The sequence below is a fragment of the Aquimarina sp. U1-2 genome (assembly GCF_017897595.1).
Taxonomy (GTDB): Bacteria; Bacteroidota; Bacteroidia; order Flavobacteriales; family Flavobacteriaceae; genus Aquimarina.
The window spans coordinates 36,096-59,434 of the sequence record NZ_JAGKIK010000012.1; the positions used below are offsets into that span (position 1 = coordinate 36,096).

A 23,339-nucleotide genomic window follows, 5' to 3' on the forward strand; every position below is an offset into this window, starting at 1 on the left:
CATAAAATAGTAACCCATATACATATCTAATGCTATTAAAATAATAACCGCCAAATATTCTAAAAATGACAGCACACGAAATTGATTACGAAATCATAGGAGAAGAAATGCAATATGTAGAAATAGAGCTTGATCCACAAGAAGGCGTAATTGCAGAAGCCGGAAGTTTTATGATGATGGATGATGGTATTAAAATGGATACCATCTTTGGTGACGGCTCTTCAAATGATAAAGGAGTTTTAGGTAAAATTTTTGGAGCTGGAAAAAGACTACTTACGGGAGAAAGTCTTTTTATGACTGCTTTTTACAATCAGGTTTCAGGCAAAAAGAAAATTAGTTTTGCGTCTCCATACCCTGGAAAAATCATTCCTTTAGATTTAACGAACTATAGCGGTAAATTTATTTGTCAGAAAGATGCTTTTTTATGCGCAGCGAAAGGAGTTTCTATTGGTATAGAATTTTCAAGAAAGTTAGGTCGAGGTTTATTTGGAGGCGAAGGGTTTATCATGCAAAAGCTTGAAGGAGACGGAATGGCATTTGTGCATGCCGGTGGTACTACCGCTCGAAAAGAACTACTACCTGGCGAGAAGTTAAAGATTGATACGGGGTGTATCATAGGCTTTTCTCAAAGTGTTCATTATGATATTGAGTTTGTAGGCGGAATAAAGAATACAATCTTTGGAGGCGAAGGTTTGTTCTTTGCAACCCTAACAGGACCTGGTGTTGTGTATGTACAATCACTACCTTTTAGTAGATTAGCAAATCGAGTGTTGGCATTGGCACCAAGAGCAGGAGGAAAAAGTAGAGGTGAAGGTAGTGTATTAGGCGGTCTAGGAAATCTTATAGATGGCGACAATAATTTTTAGCTGTGTTAAATAAGCGCCAAAAGACTCTTTTTTTGGTTTTATTTACATATATTAGCATAAACAACTTTAAAATTTATAAGATTATTCCTACAAATTACTCGTTAAAATTAACATTCTAAACCCTTATTAATTTATGGCAAGAGCAATGTTTGATTACACTAAAACGGTACTTAAAAAAGTTAGTTTTGATGTTAATCTTTTTACCAAGGAAGTTCTTAAAGCACTAAACAGGTTACTTCCGCACGAGATTGAAGAATTAAGAATTTGGATTCAATCCTTAACCATTAAACAACCAGAATTAGAGGTTTGTTTAATTTATTTAAAAACATAGTAAATAAAAGCGACTTTTTAGTCGCTTTTTATTTTTGTAAGCGGACTTATAATTTTTACGTTTTGAAAGGCGATAGCACCTTTGATAATACCGGCTATAGTACTGTGCAACGCCTCAATAATCTGCATTTTCAATTCACTTTTATTAAAGATTAGGCTTACTTCTCTCGCAGGAGAGGGGTCAGTAAAATAATGAAGATTCTCTTTCTCTTGCTCTTTGATATCTAGCGTATGTAAATAGGGCAGTAGTGTCATTCCTAATCCTTCATTGGCCAATTTGATTAACGTCTCAAAACTACCGCTTTCTAACTGAAAATGATCTTCGTCATAGCTTTTTTGGGTTTTACACAAATTAATAATACCATCTCTAAAACAGTGGCCATCCTCTAACAATAACATATCATCTATATCCAAATCACCAATAGTAATCTTTTTCTTTTGATTTAATCGATGTGTAGAAGGAATATATCCAACAAAGGGTTCATAGTAGAGTACACGTTCTTTAATACTTTCATTTTCTAGGGGGGTAGCAGCAATGGCGGCATCCAGATGACCATCATGCAAACGTTCTATAATGGCTTCTGTAGTTAATTCTTCTATTTTTAGCTTTACTTTTGGATACTTTTTAATAAAATTATTAAGAAACATAGGTAACAGCGTGGGCATAACAGTAGGTATGACCCCTAGCTTAAATTCACCACCTATAAACCCTTTTTGTTGATCTACAATGTCTTGTATACGTTCACTTTCATTTACAATATTTCTAGCTTGTTGTACTAATTGAGTACCAACATCTGTGAGTGCAATTGGCTTTTTACTGCGGTCAAAGATTAGAATGTCCAGTTCTTCTTCCAATTTCTGAATTTGCATACTTAAGGTTGGCTGCGTGACAAACGTTTTTTCTGCCGCTTTGGTGAAATTTTTATGTTCAGCTACTGCAAGTACGTATTTTAACTGTGTAATGGTCATCTTTTATTTTTTGAGCCGTAAAAATAGAAAAGCTATTGATACTGTTTATTAATTTTGTATTAAAAATTTATTTTGTCTATTGAGCTAGGTTCATATATCAGAAATCTCCGTCTGCCTTTTTCTAAATAAAAAGACGGACGGGGATTTCTACTATATAAAGCGGGTTAAAGTAATGGTATACAAAAAGAGACAAACACGCTAGTGCTTATCTCTTGGCAAAAAACGGATGTTTAAAAAGTATTACATCCTAATAGAAAGGTCTAAATCTTCTGTACCTACTACGAATTTTGCAGCTTCCCAGGTTGGTGGTCCGTAGCTCATCGTATTGTTTGATATTCCATAGCTTTCTATGGGTCTGCCATTGTCTTCAAAATCCATACGATTGTTTCCGTTTTTATCATGATAGCAAGAGATAGCAAAGATACCTTCAGGAACATTTTTAAAGGTAATAGTTGCAACTCCGTCCTTGATTGTGGTATGTGTACCTTGTATAGGAGCGGCTTTCATAAACGTACTTTCATTATACAGACCAAAATGAACTGCCCCTTCAGAATTAGATACGTTAGGCACGGTTACGGTGATCGTAATTCCTTCTGGTTTTTCTTGGGCTTGTGAAATAAGAGTTGAGATTAAAAGGCTACTTAATAATACTAGAGTTTTCATGTGTACTTTGTTTTATAGTTATTTGATTTTGTTGATTCAAATGTCTATAAAAGTCTATACGTTTAATAAACTTTACAACCCAGTTGTAGATTATTAGGGTTGAATTGTATTATTTTTGATTAATGTAGTAGTTTTAAACAAAATTTCAAATATAATTATTTTTGCTTTACGGGAATCAAAATATCAATAATGTAGATAGTCAAAATAGTGTATATCCTACAACAAATGATAACGAATTATAATTGGATCGCCAAAGCGTATTGTTCACAAAGAGGTTTCTATTAATTAAATATCGTATTTCAGTACTGTACCTATTTTTAAATTTGTATCCCAAGCCCACTGCAGCATTTAATCTTGTCTTGACCGGTATAATGTTAGGGCGTGATGTTTGATTAGAAAAAGAAAAATTAACGTTTGAATCTTCCATTTTAAAATCTAAAACAGCAAATCCGTTCAAATAAAGCTTAGAAAATTTATTCAGAAAAAAGTAATGCCTGACTCCAATAGGTACTTCTATTGATTTATATGTTGCATTGTAAGATATTGTTTGAGGAATCACCAAATTGACTGGATTTATTGTTCTAGAAATATCTTTTGATTCATAATGTTGATATGTAGGTTCTACTACTATTGCCCATTTACTTTTATTGAAAGGCATAATAAATTCAAATTCGAGACCAAAACTTAAACTATTTTGTTGTCCGAAATCTATATCCACTCCTGATTCTTCATTCTTAATAGTTAAAGCATTACTTCTAAAACCTGGCCGTAATGTTAAATTGAATACATCTCTTTTTATTTTATTTTTCGGAATAGTAAATTTTGAATCCCTACATTCGTTATATTTAATAAAAAGACGTAATAAATCTCTTTTAGTGTAATTAACATTTTTAATTGTTCTTAGAGGTACATTGTCGCACTTGAAATTAGTCCATAATTGCTGTTTATAATGTTCATTGGCACCTATCTTGGTATTAGAAAAGTTGTACTTTTTATAGACCAATTGTTCCAAAACAGAGTCGTTGTTCTCGAAAAAAAATCTCGTTATGTCACTTTCTTTATAACTATACAAACTTGCTTCCCCTTCTATCAAAACTTTAAGAAAAAGTATTTCTCTTTTAAAAATTGGTTTTTAATATCACTTAAATCATCAATATTTCGACTGGATTTGTCTATATCCACTTCAGCTCTTATAAATTTAAATTTACCCAATATGCCAAATTCTTTAATAGCGGTTATTGTACCTTCTTTTTTTTCTCGTCTTCTGATAATTTGTAAATAAATTTAGATGGATTATTAAGCCAGTCTTGGTTGGCAATCAGACAATCAATTCTATCATTTGAATTATTGATAAAATATCCGTTTTCAAAAGTAATTTGTGAATAACCCTTTAGATTTACGATAATAATTATTAGTAAGAGTATTTTCTTTAACATAACATTTGATTTATTAAAAACACTAAGGAATAGTGATAATTTTGTTTGAGTGATAATATAATGAATTTACCTACTTTGCTTAGATATGATAATTTTACATTTCAAAGACATAACTTCTAAGTTTTATGTACCAATTCCATTTTGTAAGTTCAAATTACGCACGTATTGTTATTATTGCAAGACATCACCACATTTCTTTTGTACAATTAAAATTTTAATCATGATTTGATTATTTTTTGGTAACGGCTAAAATACACTTATTTCAACATTAGCAAACAAAATAACATTTAAAATACCTACGTTTCTATTCTTAAATGATAAATTGACCATACTGCTTTTGACTGCTTAACTAAAGCAGCACTATAGCGATAATAATTGGTTTTTAAACATTTTTTTATCTTAATTACTAAAGATATGACTGATTTAGATACAATTTATTTCATACTTAGCATGAGCTAAACTATAAATATGCGATTACTAAACTTCGAGATACTTTAAGAGATACGCAAAAAAACCTGATTCATCAAAGAAGCCCCCTCGCTTTAATCTCTAAATATTTATTAATTGTGTTTACCGTAAGATCTTTGGGTGCTGTAAGTACTGTTTGAATACCGTGTTTTTGAAGTTCTTTGACCATTACTTTTTTGTCATAGGCAAACTGTTTGGCAATCGTTTGATCATAAATAGTCTCTAGAGTACTGGCTTTTTGATGAATCAGCTTATTTAACGCAGTATTTTCAAAGAATATGACTACCAAAAGATGCTGTTTAGCCAACGCTTGTAAGTAAGGTAACTGGCGTTTTAACGAAGAGATGTGTTCGAAATTTGTATACAAAAGCAGTAAACTTCGATGTGTGATTTGTCGTTTCACCTGGGCATACAATACGCCAAAATCAGCATCTAGAAATTGAGTTTTTATATGATACAAAACTTCAGAAATAGTATTGATATATGTTTTTTTTCCACTATCTGGTAAAAAATCACGTACGGTATTTGAAAACGTAAGCATACCTACTTTATCATGCTTTTTTAATGCTATATTTGAAAAAGCCAGGGTACTGTTTATAGCATAATCCAATAAACTTAATTCATCAAAAGGCATTTTCATGACTCTACTCACATCAATTATCGAATAAATAGGTTGTGATTTTTCATCTTGATATTGATTAACCATCAAATTGCCATGTTTGGCGGTTGCTTTCCAGTTTATAGTGCGTACATCATCTCCGAATACATAGTCTTTAATTTGCTCAAACTCCATAGTGTGACCAATGCGGCGTATTTTTTTGAGTCCGATTTGGGTCAATTTGTTATCAATGGCTAAAAAATCGTATTTTTTCATCTGTATGAAGGAAGGATACACTTTCACCATCGCAGATTTATCAAAACTATACCTACGCTTTGCCAGACCTATACGGGTCATTACATAAATGTTCAGGTTTCCAAAAATGTATTCTCCTCGCTGTACAGGTCGCAACTTATATTCAAAATCTAATAGTGACTTTGGTCGAATGCTACCCGTTTTAAGAAAATCACGTTTTTGAAACTGTACTGGGATTTCGTCGATTACCTCTACGTATGTAGTAAAGTTGTAGGTATTTTTAATTCGCACAGGTACTGCATTATTATCACTATTTGAAAATTTACCGGGTAAAATTCTGCCAGCATGGATCCCCTTTTTAGAGGTATATAAAATTACAATGTCAAAAAGGAAAATAATGATAAGACCCCATACCAAAAGCCACGTTATCGGGTACAATGGGGTGAACCAATAGGAAAGCAAAAATAATACAGCAATACTGGCAAGTATATAAAATACTCTAGAGTTTAGATATAAAGATTTTAAAAACGAGATCAAAACTTATCTTGGTATTTCAACAGATTGAAGGATCATCTCAATAACGTTTTCGGCAGTCATCCCTTCCATTTCGCGTTCTGGAGAAAGAATGATACGATGACACAGCACCGGGAACAGTGCTTTTTTAATATCTTCTGGAGTAACAAAATCTCTACCTTGTATAGCAGCAAAAGCCTTTGATGCATTCATCACAGCAATAGATGCTCTCGGGGAACCACCCAGGTATAAATGAGGATGTGTTCGGGTTTGGGTAACAATCTCTGCGATATATCCTAAGATTTTTTCTTCTACTAGTACCTCTTGCGTTTTTGCTTTAAATTCTTTCAGTTTTTGAGGAGTGAGCACAGCGTCAATAATTTCTAACGGCTTTTGTGTTTTTCGCTCATGATGTGTTTTTAAAATATTCACTTCGTCTTCCAATTCTGGATACCCTACCTTAATTTTAAACAGAAACCTATCCAATTGAGCTTCGGGTAGCGCATAGGTCCCTTCTTGTTCGATTGGGTTTTGTGTAGCCAGTACCATAAAAGGTTGATCCATTGGATAGCGAATACCGTCGATAGTTACCTGGCGCTCTTCCATAACTTCAAATAAAGCTGCCTGAGTTTTGGCAGGAGCACGATTGATTTCGTCTATAAGTACCATATTAGAAAAAATAGGTCCTTTTTTAAATTCAAAATCATTTGTTTTCATATGAAGTACCGAAGTTCCTAATACATCGCTTGGCATAAGGTCTGGTGTAAATTGAATTCTATTAAACTCTGTATCCAGGGTTTTTGCAAATAATTTGGCGGTAATGGTTTTTGCAATTCCGGGAACACCTTCGATCAAAACATGACCATTAGACAACAGGGATACGATGAGTAATTCGATAAAGTCATGTTGCCCTACAATGACTTTTGCTAGCTGTGTTTTAAGTTTTTGTGTAATGTCTTGTAGCTCGCTTAAATCTATTCGATTTTTAAAATCCAGGTTTTGATTTGTGGGGGTATTTTCAGAAAAACCTTTAGGATTCATAGGATTTGTAGTTTCTTCGTTTTCCATTGTCATCTTTTATACATATGAGATTATACTCGATTTTTAAAATTGGTAATGAGATGGTATAGTTTCATGAGCTCTTCTTTTTCTATAGTTTGTTTTTTGTAGAGTTCATTAAAATATTTAAATAAAGCCTTAGTCGTTCTTAGGTCATTATTACTTCTCGCAGCAATGTCGATTAGCGTTTTCTCGTCTAGATTATCTGTGGGGATACGTAGGGTTTGGCGTACATAGTCTAAAAATAACAAATATTGCTTGGTCGCTATTTCTTTATGTTTTTGCTTTTCAAAATACATTCCGCTTATCGTTCTGGTAAATGCTAAAGTTTGATTTTTTAAGGGCGAAAGTATCGGAATGCTGCGTTGTTTCCTTTTACCTTCAAAAAGAACAAATAAAACAACTCCAATAAGCACCACGTAATAAGCCCACTTTAAATAACGGTTGTTTAACAGGAGATAAAGGGGAGAGGTGTAAAATGTTTTTCCGTTTTTGTAATAATTATCCCAAAGTATTTTTTCTGAAGGTAAAATATAGGCTAAAACGTTTTGAGTATATTGAAAATTTTGATCTTTAAGCATAAAATAATTTCCAAAGGCTTCAGGAAACATATGTAAAAAAATATAACCAGTTCCAAATCCCTGTTTGATGTAATTGATATGAGGTGTCGTTATTTTTAATGTATCATTATACAATTGCGCAACTCCGAGTGCCTTAGTATAACAGGTATCAACAGCACTAAAATACGAGTTTGATATATCTCGATCGTATAAAAATGGAGTTTTACCGGCAAGCGAAGTGTTACTTAACGCAACCATAGGTTTTGTAGACATACGATCCAAAGACAGCAAATAATCACTATTCAATTTTAATGTATCCAAGAGTTTGGGTTCCATAGTTTTTGACGATATGAATAAGGTATTCCCTCTCGCTACCCATGCCAATAATTTATAGAGTTCGTCCTCTCCAAAAGTAATGGTTTCATTAACAAAAATATACGTTCCAGAAACAGTGTCGTTATCAAATAGAAACTCGTAGGGCGGACTATTAATTTCTTTTAAATTATCATCATCAATACCTTCTTTTATACTGTTATAGACGACAAAAGTACCCAGAGGAATTTTATCAACTTTTGCATAGCTGGGAAACCAGTTAATGGGTTCGGGTTCGTTGGCCTCTAGAAATGTAACTACACCCACGGCGATTACAAAAAGTACGATTAGTAGTTTAGCCATTTTACTCATAGTGTCAATTTTGTATATGGCGGGTTATCGACTGAAATTCTTTTTCGGCCTTTAAGTATGATTGTTTATTGACCTCAAAACTTCCGTACCAAATATAATCGTACAATTTGGTAATTAGTTGAAATTGTTGTTGTAATGAAGTATCTTTTAGTTCTTTGCTATATTCTTCATTGGTTTTTTGAGATTCCCATCGAATTAGATCAACCTCAGACAATTTTTTGAGCACCAATAAATAGTAATATCGAATAGCGAGTCTATAATTATTGTTTTGTAATGCCTGTTGAATAAGTTCTTGAATGTCTTGATTGTGTATAATATCTTCATCCTCGGTAAGTAGTATTTGTGCAGGGGGTTGTTTTTCAAGGAGTATCTCTGAGGGGTTTACTTTTGAAAACAACCAAACAAGCAATATCAATACGGCGGCTACGATCAAGTATGGAAAGATCGTTAAAAAAAACAACCAAAATCCTGTGATTTCACCAGCCAATATCCATTTAAAAAATCTTCTAAAAAGCTGATGTATCCATCTTTTAAACCGTGTCCACCAAGTGTCTGCCTCTTGATACTCTGTGTACTGAAAATCCTTTTGTTGGCGGTATTCATCAAGCTCTTTTTCATCGAATTTCTGAATTTCTTGATAAGAATCAAGATCATATACAACTTCTTGGGGTACATTATGCACACTATCTTGTGGCTGTGCGGCTACAAAAAAAGCTGAAAATAGGAATAAACAATAAAAGACTTTCAAAAGCGCGTTACATTTAAGTTGTTTTTGTTAACATCAGGATTGAGTACCTAGTTTGTCTATTTGTTCTAATGCACCTGTAGCATATTTTCTTTCATTTAAATTAAAGTAGATAAAAGCCGAAGAAATTACAGTAACCGTATACAAAACATACTTAGCCGCTGATGCCAATGTGCTCAATACAATAAAAACCCAGTCGATCATGGCATATGGGTCTGATAAACTTCCTTCTGATGCAGCAGTAAAGGTTTTGGTTAAGCCGTAAACTGTAGCGGGAATAGAAAATATTAATCCGATAACCCAGATAAGAAGGGCAATCACAAACAACGTTGCAAAGGTGATCCACCATTCATTTTTAACCAACTGAAAACTTTCGCTTATTGAGTCTGAGATGCTAACATTTCGAAAAATCATGATGGCAAATACCAGACTCATAGGTACATATAAGTAAATCCCTGGTAAAATACAAAGTGCAAACCCAAACATCATGATAAGTCCAGAAATTAAACCAAGTGCAAGAATATTACCAAAATCTTTTTTGACACCTTGTATAACGAGACTAGAATCTACTGCTCCTTTATGTTCAATATAAACTTTTATGTAGTTAAGAACACTTCCGAAGAATAAACCATAGCATACCACCGCCAGAATTAACATCAATCCTAATGAAATCATAAAACTACCAGAGTTCGTTAATTCTCCTTTGCTTAAGCTAACAGGGTCGAAAACGGCTGTAGATGTATACGTATAGTAAGCAGATGCAGCTAACAGTAACACGAATGGCAATCCGCTGGTTTTTATAAGTACTGTAAAAAGCGATTTACCTTCTTGTCTTATAAAGGCAAAAGTATCACTTAAGATTTCGCCTAGCTCTCGCTTCTTTTTAAATAGTATATAATTGGTATTCGTATTCATTTTTTTGATTTGTTATACAGTTGCCTTGGATAGATTACATAATAAAATAGTATAAGGCTCAAAGATCCTAAAATAATAAAAATCGCCAACACATCAGGCATTTCGGTATGTCGAGTTACAAAACCTTCTAAAAATCCGGCTACGATAAAAAACGGTATCGTACTTATTACAATCTTTAATCCCGATGTAACACCTCGAACAAAAGAAGTGAGTCGGGTATATGTTTTTGGAAATAAAATAGAATTACCCACTACAAGACCTGCACAACCTGCAATAATAATTACAGAAATCTCTATAGTACCATGAATCCAGATGGTACGCACACTTTCCCATAGTAAGCCTTTGTCATAAAAGAAATATTGAAAAGACCCTAACATGATAAAGTTTTGCATTAGCATATAAACTGTACCTATCCCAAACAATATACCGAGTATAAAACAATTTAAGGCCACACGTATATTATTGATAGTAATACCTAAAAACATATCGGTTTCTCCCATTTGTTTATAAACAGCCATAGGATCACCTTTTTCAATATTATCTAGAGTCATATTTACATAGCGATCTCCTAAAATTGATCTTACAAAAGCTCCATCTGTAGCCGAAGAGTAGCTCCCGATAGCTGTAAACAGTATTGCGACCAAAAAGGTGATAAGCAGTAATTTTTGATGTTGATAAAACTCTAGCGGAAACTCTTTGACCCAGAAAGAATATAGCCTGTTCTTCTTTTCCTTTTTAGTTTTGTAAATTTTTTGATGCGCGCTCGAGGCGAGACCATTTAAATAAAATAATGTCTGGCTATTGGGATAAAAGGTCTGCGCATAACTAAGGTGGTCGGTAATTTCTATGTATAAGTCAGCAAGATCATCTGGTTCCATCATCGCATTATTCACCAGAACACTTTCAAATTTTAACCATTTAGCTTTATTTTGCTTCACAAAAGCTGCCTCGCGCATGTAGTATAAATTAAGAAGCTCAAAGAAACATAATTAATGGATAATTTTCAAATAGAAACTGCTCAAAATGTGAGTATACAGCAAAATGCTGCGGGGATAGGAGAGCGTATCTTAGCTTATATCATCGACTTATTAATTTTGGTTAGCTATTTCTTGATTGCTGCTTTTATAACGGGAGTCATTACTTCAGGTCTTCAAGATTCCTGGGTGCTATGGTTGATTCTGGGGATTCCTATCTTTTTATATTTTTTGTTATGGGAAACGTTCTGGAACGGTAGAACACCGGGTAAAGCTGCTTTAAAAATTAAAGTAGTTCGATTAGATGGCTCACGACCTACATTCTCTAATTATCTGATTCGATGGTTGCTTAGGTTACTTGACATCACATTGGCATCAGGTGGTGTCGCCATTGTTACTATTTTACTCACAGGCAAGGGGCAACGTCTAGGCGATATGGCTGCGGGTACTACTGTTATAAGTGAGCGACAAAAGGTTCGATTTAACCAAACTATCCTGGTAGATATTCCTGAAGATTATACCCCAGTGTATCCTCAGGTTACCGTTTTTAGTGATGCTGAAATTCGAACTATAAAAACGCTATATACCGAAGCGAAAAGAGATGGGGCTCATCATGTGATCCTCGAACTTTCAAAAAAAATAAGTACTATCATGAAAGTAGCACCGCAAGAAAAACCATTGTACTTCATCGACAGGGTTATTGCAGATTATAATTATTATACGCAACGTTTGTAGTGGTTTTTGGTGTTGAGTTTGTTTGTCTGTTGGTCTTTGAGTTTTTGAGTTTCAGAGTTTCAGAGTTTTATAGTTTTAGAGTTTCAAAGAATCTGAGTTTTTGAGTTTTTGAGTTTCAGAGTTTCAAAGAATCTGAGTTTTTGAGTCTGTTAGTTTTTGAGTTTCAAAGAATCTTAGTTGCTCTGTTTCTAAGTTTTTATTACCTGAATTTAACAATTTGCATAGCCAGCCAAGAGAAGTTTTTTATGGATTTAGAGGGGTTATTTGTTCACGCAGAAGAGGTGTTTATATATCTATCGGGGTGAAGCTCGAATACATTTTGGGTCATATCTAGGTCAATCTTTAATGATGAATGTAAAATGTAAAAGTTTAAAGTAAAAGTTAGAAGTTTAAAATATATAAAAACCAAATCCTAATTTCTGAGACCAGAAACCCGAGACCTAAAGAAATATAAAATGTAAAATTTTAAACCTAAAACCTAAAACCTAAAACCTACAACCTAACACCTAAAACCTATTGTACCACGTCTGCTTTGATAAAGATATTTTCTAACGGCCATTCACTACCATCGACAGGAACATTCGAAATTTGATCTACAACTGGCATGCCTTTGACCACTTTACCGAAAATAGTATGTTCACCATCCAGATGTTTGGCTCCGTTTTTGGCAACTACTATAAAAAATTCATAAGGAGTAGAACGATTGGCCGGATTGTCAACCCACTGCTTCGAAAGTGCTACAGCACCACGAACGTGTTGTAAGTTTTTTACAGGTTCTTGCGGAATGGTATAGTCTCCTAACTCGAAGCGCTTATTGGCCATTTGCTGCCGATCACTATTTCCCCCTTGAATTACAAATCCTTTGGCTACGCGATAGAAAAAGGTTTCGTCAAAATAACGTTGCTTCACTAAGTATATGAAATTAGCTCTATGGATTGGTGTTTCTTTGTAGAGCTGAATATCAATATTCCCAAATTTTGTAGTAATACGCACCAGAGTTTCAGGATTTTTCTCGCCGTACTCCTGCATAAACGCTCTCAAATTGTCATTGGTAAGCTTAAATGGTGCTTTGGTAGATGTATTTGTTTCAGTATTTAAATTTTTTACAGCATCGGGTTTCAAGATGTTTTTTGTAATGCTGGTGTCACCTTTAGAAAAATTAGTTGTTTCTGGTGTGGCGCTCTTCTTATTTTTTTTAGAATGTGTATCTTCACAATTGCAGAATAGCATTAGTATTGCGAAAAAGAAAAAAACAAATCGAATAGATGACATTTGAAACTTTTAAAGATTTAATTCCAAAAATAAAGAAAATGTCGGTACCTGGAGCGTCTTCACACTTTATAATGGTGCCTGAAATGAGGACTCAGGAGCTCAATACCATTAAAATTGAAGAAAGAAATCCACGACACGCCGCCGTAATGATGCTTTTATACCCTAAAGATGAACAAACCCATATTGCCTTGATTTTGAGACCAGAGTATGAAGGAGTACATTCAGGACAAATTGCGCTCCCGGGAGGAAAAGCCGAAACCTACGATTCAAGTTTTACAGCAACTGCCCTTAGGGAGACTCAAGAAGAGATAGGTGTTATGACAACTACGGTCGATGTACTAAAATCGTTGACAAAAGTATACATACCTCCATCTAATTTTTGGGTGCATCCGTTTTTGGGTTGGACAAAAAGCAGACCTGATTTCGTATTACAAAAAGAAGAAGTAGCCAAGGTTATCGAAGTCCCACTGTTAGAATTATTAAGTGATCATACGGTTAGTACACAAATTTTATCTACATCTTATGCTCAAAATGTAAAGGTACCTTCCTTTAAACTAAATGATTATATTGTTTGGGGGGCTACCGCGATGATGTTAAGCGAGCTTAAAATTTTTATAAAGACATTACTAGAACAATGATTTTGTATCTTTGCCCTTCTAAATACAACCGGTTTTTTGAGTATGGGATTATTTAAAAGAAATCCATTTGGTCATATATTATTTTTGAAAACCTGGCTTATCCGTATCATGGGAGCCATTACACATAGACGTTACCGAGGTTTTAATGAATTACAAATAGAAGGAAGCGAAATTTTTAAAGATTTGCCCGACCAAGGTGTACTTTTCGTTTCGAACCATCAAACCTATTTTGCTGATGTGGTGGCTATGTTTCATGTATTTAATGCAAGTTTGAGTGGAAGAACTGATTCTATCAAAAATATAGGGTATCTCTGGAAACCAAAATTGAATTTGTATTATGTTGCTGCCAAAGAAACTATGAAAGCGGGATTACTTGCAAGAATATTGGCTTATGCCGGTGCCATAACCGTAGAGCGCACCTGGAGAGAAAAAGGTCAGGATATCAACAGACAAGTAAAAATGAGTGATATTACCAATATAAAAAGAGCGCTAGAAGATGGGTGGGTGATAACGTTTCCGCAGGGCACTACAAAACCGTTCAAACCTATTCGTAAAGGTACTGCTCATATTATAAGACAATATAAACCTATTGTAATCCCGATTGTTATTGACGGATTTAGAAGGTCTTTTGATAAAAAAGGAGTTGTTATCAAGAAAAAAGGGATCTTACAATCCATGGTCATTAAACCTGCTCTTGATATCGATTATGATAATGATTCTATAGATGATATTGTAGAAAAGCTAGAATATGCCATTGAACAGCATCCTTCTTTTTTAAAGGTAATCCCACAAGAAGAATTAGAGGCAGCAGAAGAACTGAACAAGAAGCGGCAGTGGGAGTATTGATCGCATTTTTCTAATAGAGTCCTGTAGATCATTCTAACCATAATTTAAAATCTTTGACACGTTCGCGAGCTACAATAATTTCATGTTCATTAAAGTGATTTAATTTTACCTGTAGCCTCGAATTTGTATACGATATAATATCTTTTATAGCATTTATGTGTATAAAAAACTTGCGATTTACCCTAAAGAATTGTTTAGGATTCAGCTCTTCTTCTAGGGCTTCAAGAGTATTGTCAATTAAATAATTTCTCTTCTCATTTGTATAAAGATAAGTTCCTTTGTTTTCAGAATAAAAACACTCTATATCATCTACAGAAAATAGCTTGAGATGTTGTCCCACCTTTGCAGTAAACCTTTCTTTGTATACTCGGTCCATAGGGTTTACTAGCAATTTCTTAATGTCTTCAAAATCGACCTGTAACTGTTGTTTTTCGGGTAATTGCTCTTTATATTTTTGAACCGCTCTTTCTAATTCTTCATCATCTATCGGTTTAAGAAGATAGTCGATGCTATTGAGTTTAAAAGCTTTGAGAGCATATTCATCGTAGGCGGTTGTAAATATAATCGCACTTTTTATGGTGAGGTTATCAAAAATCTCGAAAGATAAGCCATCACTCAATTGAATATCCAAAAAGATAAGATCAGGATGTTGGTGGTTGCTAAACCATTCTATAGATTCTTGCACAGAATGAAGCATCGTGTGTACTTCAATTTGTAAATCACCAAGCATCCTGCTTAACCGTCGAGCAGCTGGTTTTTCATCTTCGATAATAATTACGTTCATAGGTTATAGTTTTTAATGGTATAATGGTATAATGTTTTATTGATTCAATGATTTAATGATACAATGATTCAGTGGAGTACATAATTGAGTAAACTTTTCTATGCAGTTAAACATATTTTAATTTTTTCGAAAACTACTTAAAATGAAGTGTTTTTTCTTGCTTTGGACAAAACTTTGACAATTGTATTGGCTTCTTCTAATAAAGGAACGATATTTTGATTCGATGCAAGATTAGACTCCTGTAATAATTCTAACCAGAAAACAGTTTCATCTGCCTCTTCTATCGTTATAGATATTTTTGAATAGAATTCCTTTTTCGATCTTGCTATGCATGCAGCTCTGTAATTTGCAGCTGTCGACGTGGCACTTTTAATTATTTGATGACTGATTATTTTTGTAGCTTCAGTTTTTTTTCGAGTATTAATTAACAAAATAATATCTAATGATAGTTTTTTCGTTCTTTTTTTAAACTGTTTTATGAATTCACTTTTTTCCATACATTATGCATCTTACAATCATTTTCGTATAAAATTTCATTACCTTATTAGATCATTAACCTATTAGATCAATAATTCATTAATAAATTCACTCCCACAACTGTTTGTTTTTATTTTGGTCTTCTGCCATGTATTTTTTTATTTTTTGCTCTTCCCAGTCTTTATTAAATACAGGGTTAATTCTATACGCTTTGATGGCATGAAACGTCAAACCAATACCCCAACCCAAAGCAGCCCATAAAAACCATGGATAATACCACTCATTTTGATAATAATTTAATCCAGCTAAAAATCCAATAACCAATACATAGGATATTACATTATTATAAAATTTCTTTAATTCTTCTACTCGTTCTCTTGCGCGTTCGTATCGTTTTTGTTCTTCAAAAGTTTTCATAATTGTAAGTTTTTAATGTTAATATTTTCTTTTAGATTCTTCTACGTACTTTTTTATTTTTTTCTCTTCCCAATTTTTGCCGAATATGGGATGGTAATTAAATGTTTCCATGTAGTGAAATATAATCCCGATTCCCCAACCAATAATTGGAATAATTACCCACGGAATCATAAAGCCAGTCGTCGTATAATTCAAAAAAATAAGAAAAGGAATAACAATACAATACGATATTAGATTGGCATAAAACTCCTTAATCTTTTGAACCTGTTCTTTGGCTTTCTCGTATCTAGAATCAGTTGCCAAGGCTGATACCTCATTACCTTGTGACATCTCTGTAGCGTTAGGTTGTACTTTTTTTGTTAATATGGGTAGCTCTGCTATAAAAGCCTCTGCTGTTTTGTAGACAGAAAACTTTCTTTTGGTAAGTAACGCATACCGTTGTTGTACATTACCTAATCCAACCCCACTACTTTGTTTTACTACTTCTTTGGGTTGAAGGTTGTTTTCTACTATTAAAAATCCGTCTTTTTCATAAATTTTGACATGCAGGGGTTTCTCTGGCATCACGATGTTGTGCTTTACTGTATTTTCTAATAAAATCTGTAATGACAGTGGTACTACTTTGGCTTCGGGGTCAATTGATTTTTCTGGTATTTCATAGACAATACTATCCTCAAAACGCAGCTGAATAAGTGTCATATACGTTTTTGCGAATTTCAATTCTTCATCTACAGTAACCAATTCTTTATCCTTTTGTTCCAAAACATATCGATATACTTTGGAAAGGGAAGTGGTAAATTTTTGAGCCATTTTCGGATTTTCTTCTATTAATGAAGTTAGTACATTAAGACTATTAAAAAGAAAATGCGGATCTAATTGATTTTTAAGCGCCGTAAATTTGGCCGAGGCCGTATCTGCGATAATTTTTTGCTCAGTAATTTTTTGTTTCTGAAGTTCTTTATAGAAATAGAAAGCGTGAAAAAACAAAGAGGCAAACATCGTAATGACGAATCCGGTGATGTAAAAGCTCAATTTTTCATCACGAAGAAATTCTGAAAATGATTTTCCGTATATCCCCACCATCATAACAGTTCGAATCGCAGCCAAAGTTATCATCGTTAGCAATACAGAACCAATAGCACCAAACCATAATCTTTTTCGAGGATGTTTTTCCCAGGTGTAGTATTCTCCTATGATATCAAAAAAGTACCCGTTTACTATAGTTAGTGGAAAAGCAAACATAAAGTGAATTAATAAATTTTCGAATTCTTTTTCCCAGGAGATCGGTCTACCTATTTTGAAGAGCAGAAAAGATAATTCAACAATTATGGCAATAATGAAACTAATTCGTATGACTTTTAAAAGATTACCTTTTGCAAAATTTTGATTCTCCATTACGATTATATTTTCTATTTACAATTTTGTTGTACTCTAGCGATTTGATCTTTTCCCCATGTTGGATAAAATGGAGTTTCGTGATTCGACTGTTTCTCAAAGTACAAGATAGCTTTTTCTATTTCAGGACAAAAGGCTTTTGGATCTTTACCCCAATATTTGGCTCCGCCCATCTTCCATTCGGCATGATAAAGTGTCGCTCTAGGGTTTTCTGGCTCTAGAGTTTTGGCTTGAAGGTATAACTCCTCAACTTTAGCAGAATGAGTCATACCGTATACCGATGGATTATAAGCTACGTATGCCATATTCAGCATAGCTTCCATAATAGAAATTTCGGCATTATTTTTTGAAAATGTTTTGGCTTCGTTAAGATATTCTTGCGCTTTCTTTAATCGAGATTCAATTTCATCTGCATCTTTCGAGTCAAATGCGGTATTGATATGTACTCTGGCTGCATAATAAAATGGAATCCAGTTTTCTTTTTCAGCTCGGGCGATACGCTCAAAAAGATTGATGGCTTGATCAGGGTTTTTATTTTCCCATAATTCAAAAGCTTTGGTCATTCCCTTTTCATAGTTTGATTGTGAACTTGCGATTAATCCTGCAAGAAATGTTGCGATTATTAGTAGTGTTTTCATTGTAATAAATTTTGTGATTATTTGATATTGTAAAGATCGTTCACTAGTAGTTTTAGTTCAATTCATTCTGACTGAATTGTATGATTTTAAGGATGAGTTGACAAACCTAACGGTAAGTGTATGTTGTAAGTAATTTGACATATCTAGTTTTTATTGAGATGATAGGCTATAAATCATTTAATTGATTGTCTGTTTTGTTGTCACTAATGGTCCAAAAGAACCCTAAAATAACAGATTGGTCAACATTGGGTCGAATAGCTTGTCTTGCAAATTCTCCATTCATATTTGGGGTATTTGAATATTGATAATTAAAAACATTATTAAAGTCTAATACATTGGTTACTGAAAAGTATAGTATCTTTTGAGGGCTGATAAGATAAGCCCAACTCAAGTTCAAAGAGTTGAATGTTCGTGTTTTTTGATTTTGAAACACACTTTCATTAGGGTCATTATAAGGTCTGCCAGAACCAAAATTATAGGTAGCGCTAAGTAAAGATTTCCAATCTTCGACCCAATATTTGGTTACTAAAGAAAGTGTATGCGTTGCGGCAAAATTGGGTGTCGCACTATCTGGAAAATTTCTGTAATCTCTTTCGGTATCCAAATACGAATAGCTTACCCAGTAATCTAGGTTTTTGATAGATTTAGAATCTCTCCAGAATAGGTCAACACCAGCAGCATAACCACTTCCGTTATTAGTAAAGTCGCTGTTAAATTGAGGCATTTCGGTATCAAACTTGATTAGGTCATGATATTTTTTATAATACCCTTCTGCTCTAAGTGTTCTACCATTGTTTTGATAGAGATAGTTAAAAATGTAATGTGATGATTTTTCTGGTTCTAGGATAGAAGTATACTTTAAAACTTCTTGTTGCGGAGCTTGATAAAAATCTCCATACGCCATAGAAATTTGAGATTTTGACGATGTTTTGTATGCCAGAGATGCTCTTGGGGATATCTTTGTATCTTCTATCAACGTATTTTGAACACCTCTCACACCTAGCTGTAATGCCAGTTTTTTACTAAAAAAGATATTGGCTTCTGTAAATATTGCAGTGCTATTGTTATCGAAAGAGGATCTAAATGTATCAAAATCGGGGCTTTCTGCTGTTTCATTAAAATTGACCAAAAACTGTTCCGCTCCGATACTTAATTTAAATCTATTGCTAAATCGTTTTCTAAGTTTTAGTTTTATGTGAGCGCTGTTCTCATCGTTATCAACATCAGTAGTTGCAATGTTAATTTTGTTATGATCATTAGCAAAACTTGCACCCGTAGTGATATCCCAATCTTTTCCTAAACTACCTTTATAGGATGCATTGAGGTATAAATTTCGATTTGCGAGGCCAAAATTGATTCCATCTGGCACATTGATATCTTCTTGAACCAATTCAAAATCAGCATAGTTTAGTCCTCCGTAAACTTTTAATAGGCCACTATCAAATTGTTGTCGAAATACGGCTTCGCCAGCCAAAGATTCGTAGGGTTTGATCCAATCCACACGTTGCTCAATAATGTTTTGATAAGGTTTTACATTAACGTAAAAAGCATTAACACTTAACGAATTATTTTCCCATTTCTTTGTATGACCGCCACCTAAGCCTACATTAATAAATTGTAAGTCTGTTGTTTCCTGGTCGGGTTCATCGATAGTATTCAAAAGTAAGACACTAGATAATGCATCGCCATACTCTGCAGAGTATCCACCCGTAGAAAAATTGGTGCCTTCAAAGAGAAACGAAGAAAAGCGTCCGCGAGTAGGAATGTTATCCGTTCTTGCTGTAAAAGGTTGAAACACCTGTAGACCATCGATATACACATTGGTTTCACTTGCATCGCCACCGCGTACAAAAAGGCGACCATCTTCAGAAACGTTAGACGTACCGGGGAGTGTTTGTAAAGCTGCAATATAGTCACCTGCAGATCCTGCCGTAGTCACAATATCAAGAGGTGTGAGTACCGACGCTTTGCTATTATCCCCGGCAGCAAAGGTGCCTGCATTTAGAATAACACTATCCAAAGAATTTACATCTTCTTTTAAAACTATCTTTAGATGAGTCATAGCCTCTACTTCTTTTGAAAGATACAAGGTTTCGAAGGATAAAAATGAAATTACCAAGGTTTGCACGCCTATTTCTGAAGTTGAGAATGTAAAGCTACCATTATCATTAGAGGTGCCTCCATCGTAAGTGCCATCCAAATAAATATTAGCACCTATGATAGGAATACCTTTAGTATCCGTAATGGTACCTGAAATTTCTGTTTGAGCAATTATTGATGATTGAAGCATTATGAAAAGAAGAGTACATATAGATCTCATAGTGATAAAAATTAAATTAATGGTTCAAAAATGAAGGATTGAGAAGGGAAATTAAATTCAATATGACTCAACTGTCAAAATTGATGGATCAGTTGTAAACATTGCAGCTAATTTTAACCCGGTTTATGCATTAGAATTTCGTTATGAGGTTTGAAAATGCACGACAAAGCATTGCTTTGGGCGAGATGTAGCTTTGGAAGAGTGTTTTCTAAGTTTCAGCATAGCATCGCTACGGTGAAACTTAAAATACAACGTAGTGCTTGGTTTTGCAGTAGTTTAAAGCCGTAATAGATTTTTTAATGCATAAAACGGGTTTAACTTAGAAAATTATGGTGTTTCGCAATTAAAATTAATCGTTATCTATGTAGTAAAGCGATTCTAAAAAAGTACTCTACTATAAAAGCGTAATTTATCAATACGATAACTAGCAATTAGAGTTCGAAAAGATATTGGGACTTCCCGCTTTAATACAGGTGCCTGATGGTGCGACTGCGAAAGGTTTTATACTTAGGCGAAGTAATTTTTACTTGTATAGCAGCGTCACGTAAGTCAAAAAGTTCATATAGCAGATATTCAACTTCCTACCAATGGCAGCAAAGATTTCGAGAGAAGAATTAATGGTATCATCTTCAAAAATTAATTTTTGAAGACCATTAAAATGCTGTATTTTTTTTCTGTAGATTGGCGTAGTTAAGGTTAAACTTTCTCTATGGCACTACTGTCATTTTTAAATGGGCGAACTATTAAACGTGCAGCTTTATCATAATTAATGTAGTTATATACCCAGTTAAAAAAGGTGACAAAACGATTTCTAAACCCTACTAAAAACCAAAGGTGGATCGACATCCAGATGAACCAGGCGAAAAAACCACCAAATTTAAATTTCCCAAGGTCAACTACAGCCTTATTTCGACCAATAGTAGCCATAGCACCTTTATCAAAATATGAAAACGGAATCATTGCTTTACCGTTTAAATGTCGCTTTAAATTTTTTGCGAGATGCTGTCCCTGCTGTATTGCAGGTTGTGCCACCATGGGATGACCTTTGGGATACGCCTCGGTTTCCATTAGTGAAATATCCCCAATCGCATAAATATGAGGATACCCTTCAATTTGGTTATACTCATTTACCTTGTAGCGATTGGCTTTTTCGATCAATGATGCCGCAGCTATACCCGATACTGGTGCTCCTGTTACGCCGGCAGACCAAATAAACGTAGCGGTTCTAATAGAAAAACCTGTATTTGTAGTAACCTGATTGTCCTCATAATTTTGTACTTGCGTGTTGAGATGAATTTGAACACCGAGTTTTTGTAAAAATTCTGAGGCCTTTTTAGAAGCATGTTCACTCATGGGCGGAAGAACGCGAGAGGCACCTTCTATCAAATGAATTTCCATATCCTCAAAATCCATGTCGGGATAATCCTTTGGTAACACATTGAGTTTTAATTCTGCAATACCTCCGGCCAATTCTACTCCGGTAGGACCCGCTCCAGCAAGAACGAAACATAGTAATTCCTTTCTTTTGATAGGATCTTTAGTAATTACGGCTTGTTCTAAGTTTTCAAGCATGAGACTACGTAAATTTAATGCCTGAGGTAAGTTTTTCATACGCATAGCATTATGTTCTATTGCAGTGTTTCCAAAAAAATTAGTCTTAGCGCCTGTGGCAATAACTAAAAAATCGTAGGTAATGCTACCAATATTTGTGCTTATCTCTCGATTTTTTGAGTCAATATGTACCACTTCTGCCATTCTAAAAAAGGCATTTTTTCCACGTTTGATAATTTTGCGTAACGGGTAAGCAATAGAATCGGGTTCTAGTGAAGATGTTGAAACCTGATACAATAAAGGTTGAAAAGTATGATAATTTTGCCGGTCTAACAGTACCAGTTGTACATTTTCTTTGATCATTTTTCTGGCCAAAGCTACTCCAGAAAAACCACCACCAATAATAACTAGTCTCGGTAAATTGGTAGAAGGGATGTTCATGTATTTATATGTATAGTTTTTTTATCTGATTAAGCGTTGATTTGTAAAAGAACATCATAATAACGTCATTCAAATCTGTAGATAAGATTATAAAAAGGATCAGACTTGTTATGCTCTTATTAATATGTTCAGAATACAAGTTTAAATTACTTCTTCAAACCTCTTCTTACAAAGGTAAATTGAATAGTGCATTTAGCCTATAGAAAGTGGATATTTATAATGCTTGCAAGGTAAATTAGATTTTATTTGTAACAGAATTATATATTAGACTACTTATATCCTGTAATCATTAATCGTGAATAAAGAATTAGAACATAGTTTTGTGACAAACCTTGAGCAAAATCAGAATATCGTGCATAAGGTTTGTAGAATATACACGAGTGACCCTGATTCGCACAACGATCTATTTCAGGAAATTACTATTCAACTCTGGAAAGCATATCCAAAGTTTAGGGGAGAAGCAAAGTTTAGTACATGGATGTATCGAGTAGCGTTAAATACAGCTATTACTTTGTATAGACGAACCAAACGAAATTTGAAAACTACAGATATAGATACTGTAAACTTTAAAATCAAAGCAGAAGAGTATGATGATGAAGTAGAACAACAATTAAAATTGATGTATGCAGCTGTAAAAGAACTTAACGACATAGAAAAGGCTTTGGTTTTTTTGTATCTCGAAGATAAATCGTACAGAGATATCGCCGAAACCATGGGTATAAGTGAGGTTAATGCCAGAGTAAAGATGAATCGTGTGAAAACAAAATTGAAAAAAATATTAAATCCTTAA

23 protein-coding genes are annotated in these 23,339 nt (G+C 34.0%); 6 read left to right on the forward strand and 17 right to left on the reverse strand.

What is annotated here, in order from left to right:
- Positions 1–65: 65 nt before the first annotated feature.
- On the forward strand, positions 66–866 hold the full coding sequence (locus J8281_RS14590) for a TIGR00266 family protein (RefSeq protein ID WP_210198382.1): 801 nt from the start codon (positions 66–68) through the stop codon (positions 864–866).
- A 133-nt stretch (positions 867–999) separates the two neighbouring features.
- Positions 1,000–1,197: a hypothetical protein gene (locus J8281_RS14595; protein WP_210198383.1), complete on the forward strand. Its 198-nt coding sequence runs from the start codon at positions 1,000–1,002 to the stop codon at positions 1,195–1,197.
- 17 nt (positions 1,198–1,214) lie between these two features.
- Here J8281_RS14595 and J8281_RS14600 read toward each other — a convergent pair whose 3' ends face one another.
- The 9 genes from J8281_RS14600 to J8281_RS14640 all read right to left on the reverse strand — a co-directional run bounded on the left by J8281_RS14600 (position 1,215) and on the right by J8281_RS14640 (position 11,017).
- Positions 1,215–2,165, reverse strand: coding sequence for a LysR substrate-binding domain-containing protein (locus J8281_RS14600; protein WP_210198384.1), 951 nt, complete (start codon positions 2,163–2,165; stop codon positions 1,215–1,217).
- A gap of 240 nt (positions 2,166–2,405) precedes the next feature.
- Entirely contained in the window at positions 2,406–2,828 is a 423-nt protein-coding gene (locus J8281_RS14605; protein ID WP_210198385.1) for a DUF2141 domain-containing protein, read from the reverse strand.
- A gap of 199 nt (positions 2,829–3,027) precedes the next feature.
- Positions 3,028–3,921: an outer membrane beta-barrel protein gene (locus J8281_RS14610; RefSeq protein ID WP_210198386.1), complete on the reverse strand. Its 894-nt coding sequence runs from the start codon at positions 3,919–3,921 to the stop codon at positions 3,028–3,030.
- Between the two features lie 866 nt (positions 3,922–4,787).
- On the reverse strand, positions 4,788–6,119 hold the full coding sequence (locus J8281_RS14615; RefSeq protein ID WP_210198448.1) for a DUF58 domain-containing protein: 1,332 nt from the start codon (positions 6,117–6,119) through the stop codon (positions 4,788–4,790).
- 6 nt (positions 6,120–6,125) lie between these two features.
- Entirely contained in the window at positions 6,126–7,139 is a 1,014-nt protein-coding gene (locus tag J8281_RS14620) for a MoxR family ATPase (protein ID WP_210198449.1), read from the reverse strand.
- A 50-nt stretch (positions 7,140–7,189) separates the two neighbouring features.
- Complete coding sequence (locus J8281_RS14625; protein ID WP_210198387.1) at positions 7,190–8,401, reverse strand: DUF4350 domain-containing protein; 1,212 nt, start codon at positions 8,399–8,401, stop codon at positions 7,190–7,192.
- 4 nt (positions 8,402–8,405) lie between these two features.
- Positions 8,406–9,149 (reverse strand): DUF4129 domain-containing protein, encoded by a 744-nt coding sequence (locus J8281_RS14630; protein ID WP_210198388.1) that lies wholly within the window; start codon positions 9,147–9,149, stop codon positions 8,406–8,408.
- 33 nt (positions 9,150–9,182) lie between these two features.
- Positions 9,183–10,061: a hypothetical protein gene (locus tag J8281_RS14635; protein ID WP_210198389.1), complete on the reverse strand. Its 879-nt coding sequence runs from the start codon at positions 10,059–10,061 to the stop codon at positions 9,183–9,185.
- Positions 10,058–11,017 (reverse strand): stage II sporulation protein M, encoded by a 960-nt coding sequence (locus J8281_RS14640; protein ID WP_210198390.1) that lies wholly within the window; start codon positions 11,015–11,017, stop codon positions 10,058–10,060. Before J8281_RS14640 ends, J8281_RS14635 begins: the two co-directional genes overlap by 4 nt.
- 36 nt (positions 11,018–11,053) lie before the next feature.
- On the opposite strand from J8281_RS14640, the gene J8281_RS14645 reads away from it, so the two are divergent.
- Positions 11,054–11,770, forward strand: coding sequence for an RDD family protein (locus tag J8281_RS14645; protein ID WP_210198391.1), 717 nt, complete (start codon positions 11,054–11,056; stop codon positions 11,768–11,770).
- 513 nt (positions 11,771–12,283) lie between these two features.
- Here J8281_RS14645 and J8281_RS14650 read toward each other — a convergent pair.
- Positions 12,284–13,042 (reverse strand): peptidylprolyl isomerase, encoded by a 759-nt coding sequence (locus J8281_RS14650; protein WP_210198392.1) that lies wholly within the window; start codon positions 13,040–13,042, stop codon positions 12,284–12,286.
- On the opposite strand from J8281_RS14650, the gene J8281_RS14655 reads away from it, so the two are divergent.
- Entirely contained in the window at positions 13,036–13,680 is a 645-nt protein-coding gene (locus tag J8281_RS14655) for a CoA pyrophosphatase (RefSeq protein WP_210198393.1), read from the forward strand. The two genes, J8281_RS14650 and J8281_RS14655, sit on opposite strands and share 7 nt — an antisense overlap.
- Before the next feature lie 42 nt (positions 13,681–13,722).
- Positions 13,723–14,526, forward strand: coding sequence for a 1-acyl-sn-glycerol-3-phosphate acyltransferase (locus J8281_RS14660; RefSeq protein WP_210198394.1), 804 nt, complete (start codon positions 13,723–13,725; stop codon positions 14,524–14,526).
- 28 nt (positions 14,527–14,554) lie between these two features.
- Here J8281_RS14660 and J8281_RS14665 read toward each other — a convergent pair whose 3' ends face one another.
- The 7 genes from J8281_RS14665 to J8281_RS14695 all read right to left on the reverse strand — a co-directional run bounded on the left by J8281_RS14665 (position 14,555) and on the right by J8281_RS14695 (position 22,549).
- Complete coding sequence (locus J8281_RS14665; protein ID WP_210198395.1) at positions 14,555–15,310, reverse strand: LytTR family DNA-binding domain-containing protein; 756 nt, start codon at positions 15,308–15,310, stop codon at positions 14,555–14,557.
- A gap of 137 nt (positions 15,311–15,447) precedes the next feature.
- Positions 15,448–15,807, reverse strand: coding sequence for a four helix bundle protein (locus J8281_RS14670; protein ID WP_210198396.1), 360 nt, complete (start codon positions 15,805–15,807; stop codon positions 15,448–15,450).
- An 88-nt stretch (positions 15,808–15,895) separates the two neighbouring features.
- Positions 15,896–16,204: a 2TM domain-containing protein gene (locus J8281_RS14675; protein ID WP_210198397.1), complete on the reverse strand. Its 309-nt coding sequence runs from the start codon at positions 16,202–16,204 to the stop codon at positions 15,896–15,898.
- 18 nt (positions 16,205–16,222) lie between these two features.
- Complete coding sequence (locus J8281_RS14680) at positions 16,223–17,599, reverse strand: 2TM domain-containing protein (protein ID WP_210198398.1); 1,377 nt, start codon at positions 17,597–17,599, stop codon at positions 16,223–16,225.
- A gap of 14 nt (positions 17,600–17,613) precedes the next feature.
- Positions 17,614–18,237, reverse strand: coding sequence for a M48 family metallopeptidase (locus tag J8281_RS14685; protein ID WP_210198399.1), 624 nt, complete (start codon positions 18,235–18,237; stop codon positions 17,614–17,616).
- Between the two features lie 166 nt (positions 18,238–18,403).
- Positions 18,404–20,527, reverse strand: coding sequence for a TonB-dependent receptor domain-containing protein (locus J8281_RS14690; protein ID WP_371812622.1), 2,124 nt, complete (start codon positions 20,525–20,527; stop codon positions 18,404–18,406).
- Between the two features lie 726 nt (positions 20,528–21,253).
- The gene (locus J8281_RS14695; protein ID WP_210198401.1) at positions 21,254–22,549 is read right to left on the reverse strand and encodes an NAD(P)/FAD-dependent oxidoreductase; all 1,296 of its coding nucleotides are present in this window, start codon (positions 22,547–22,549) and stop codon (positions 21,254–21,256) included.
- A 295-nt stretch (positions 22,550–22,844) separates the two neighbouring features.
- Here J8281_RS14695 and J8281_RS14700 point away from each other — a divergent pair, with 295 nt between their 5' ends.
- A complete protein-coding gene (locus J8281_RS14700; RefSeq protein WP_210198402.1) occupies positions 22,845–23,339 on the forward strand; it encodes a sigma-70 family RNA polymerase sigma factor in 495 nt (164 codons plus the stop codon).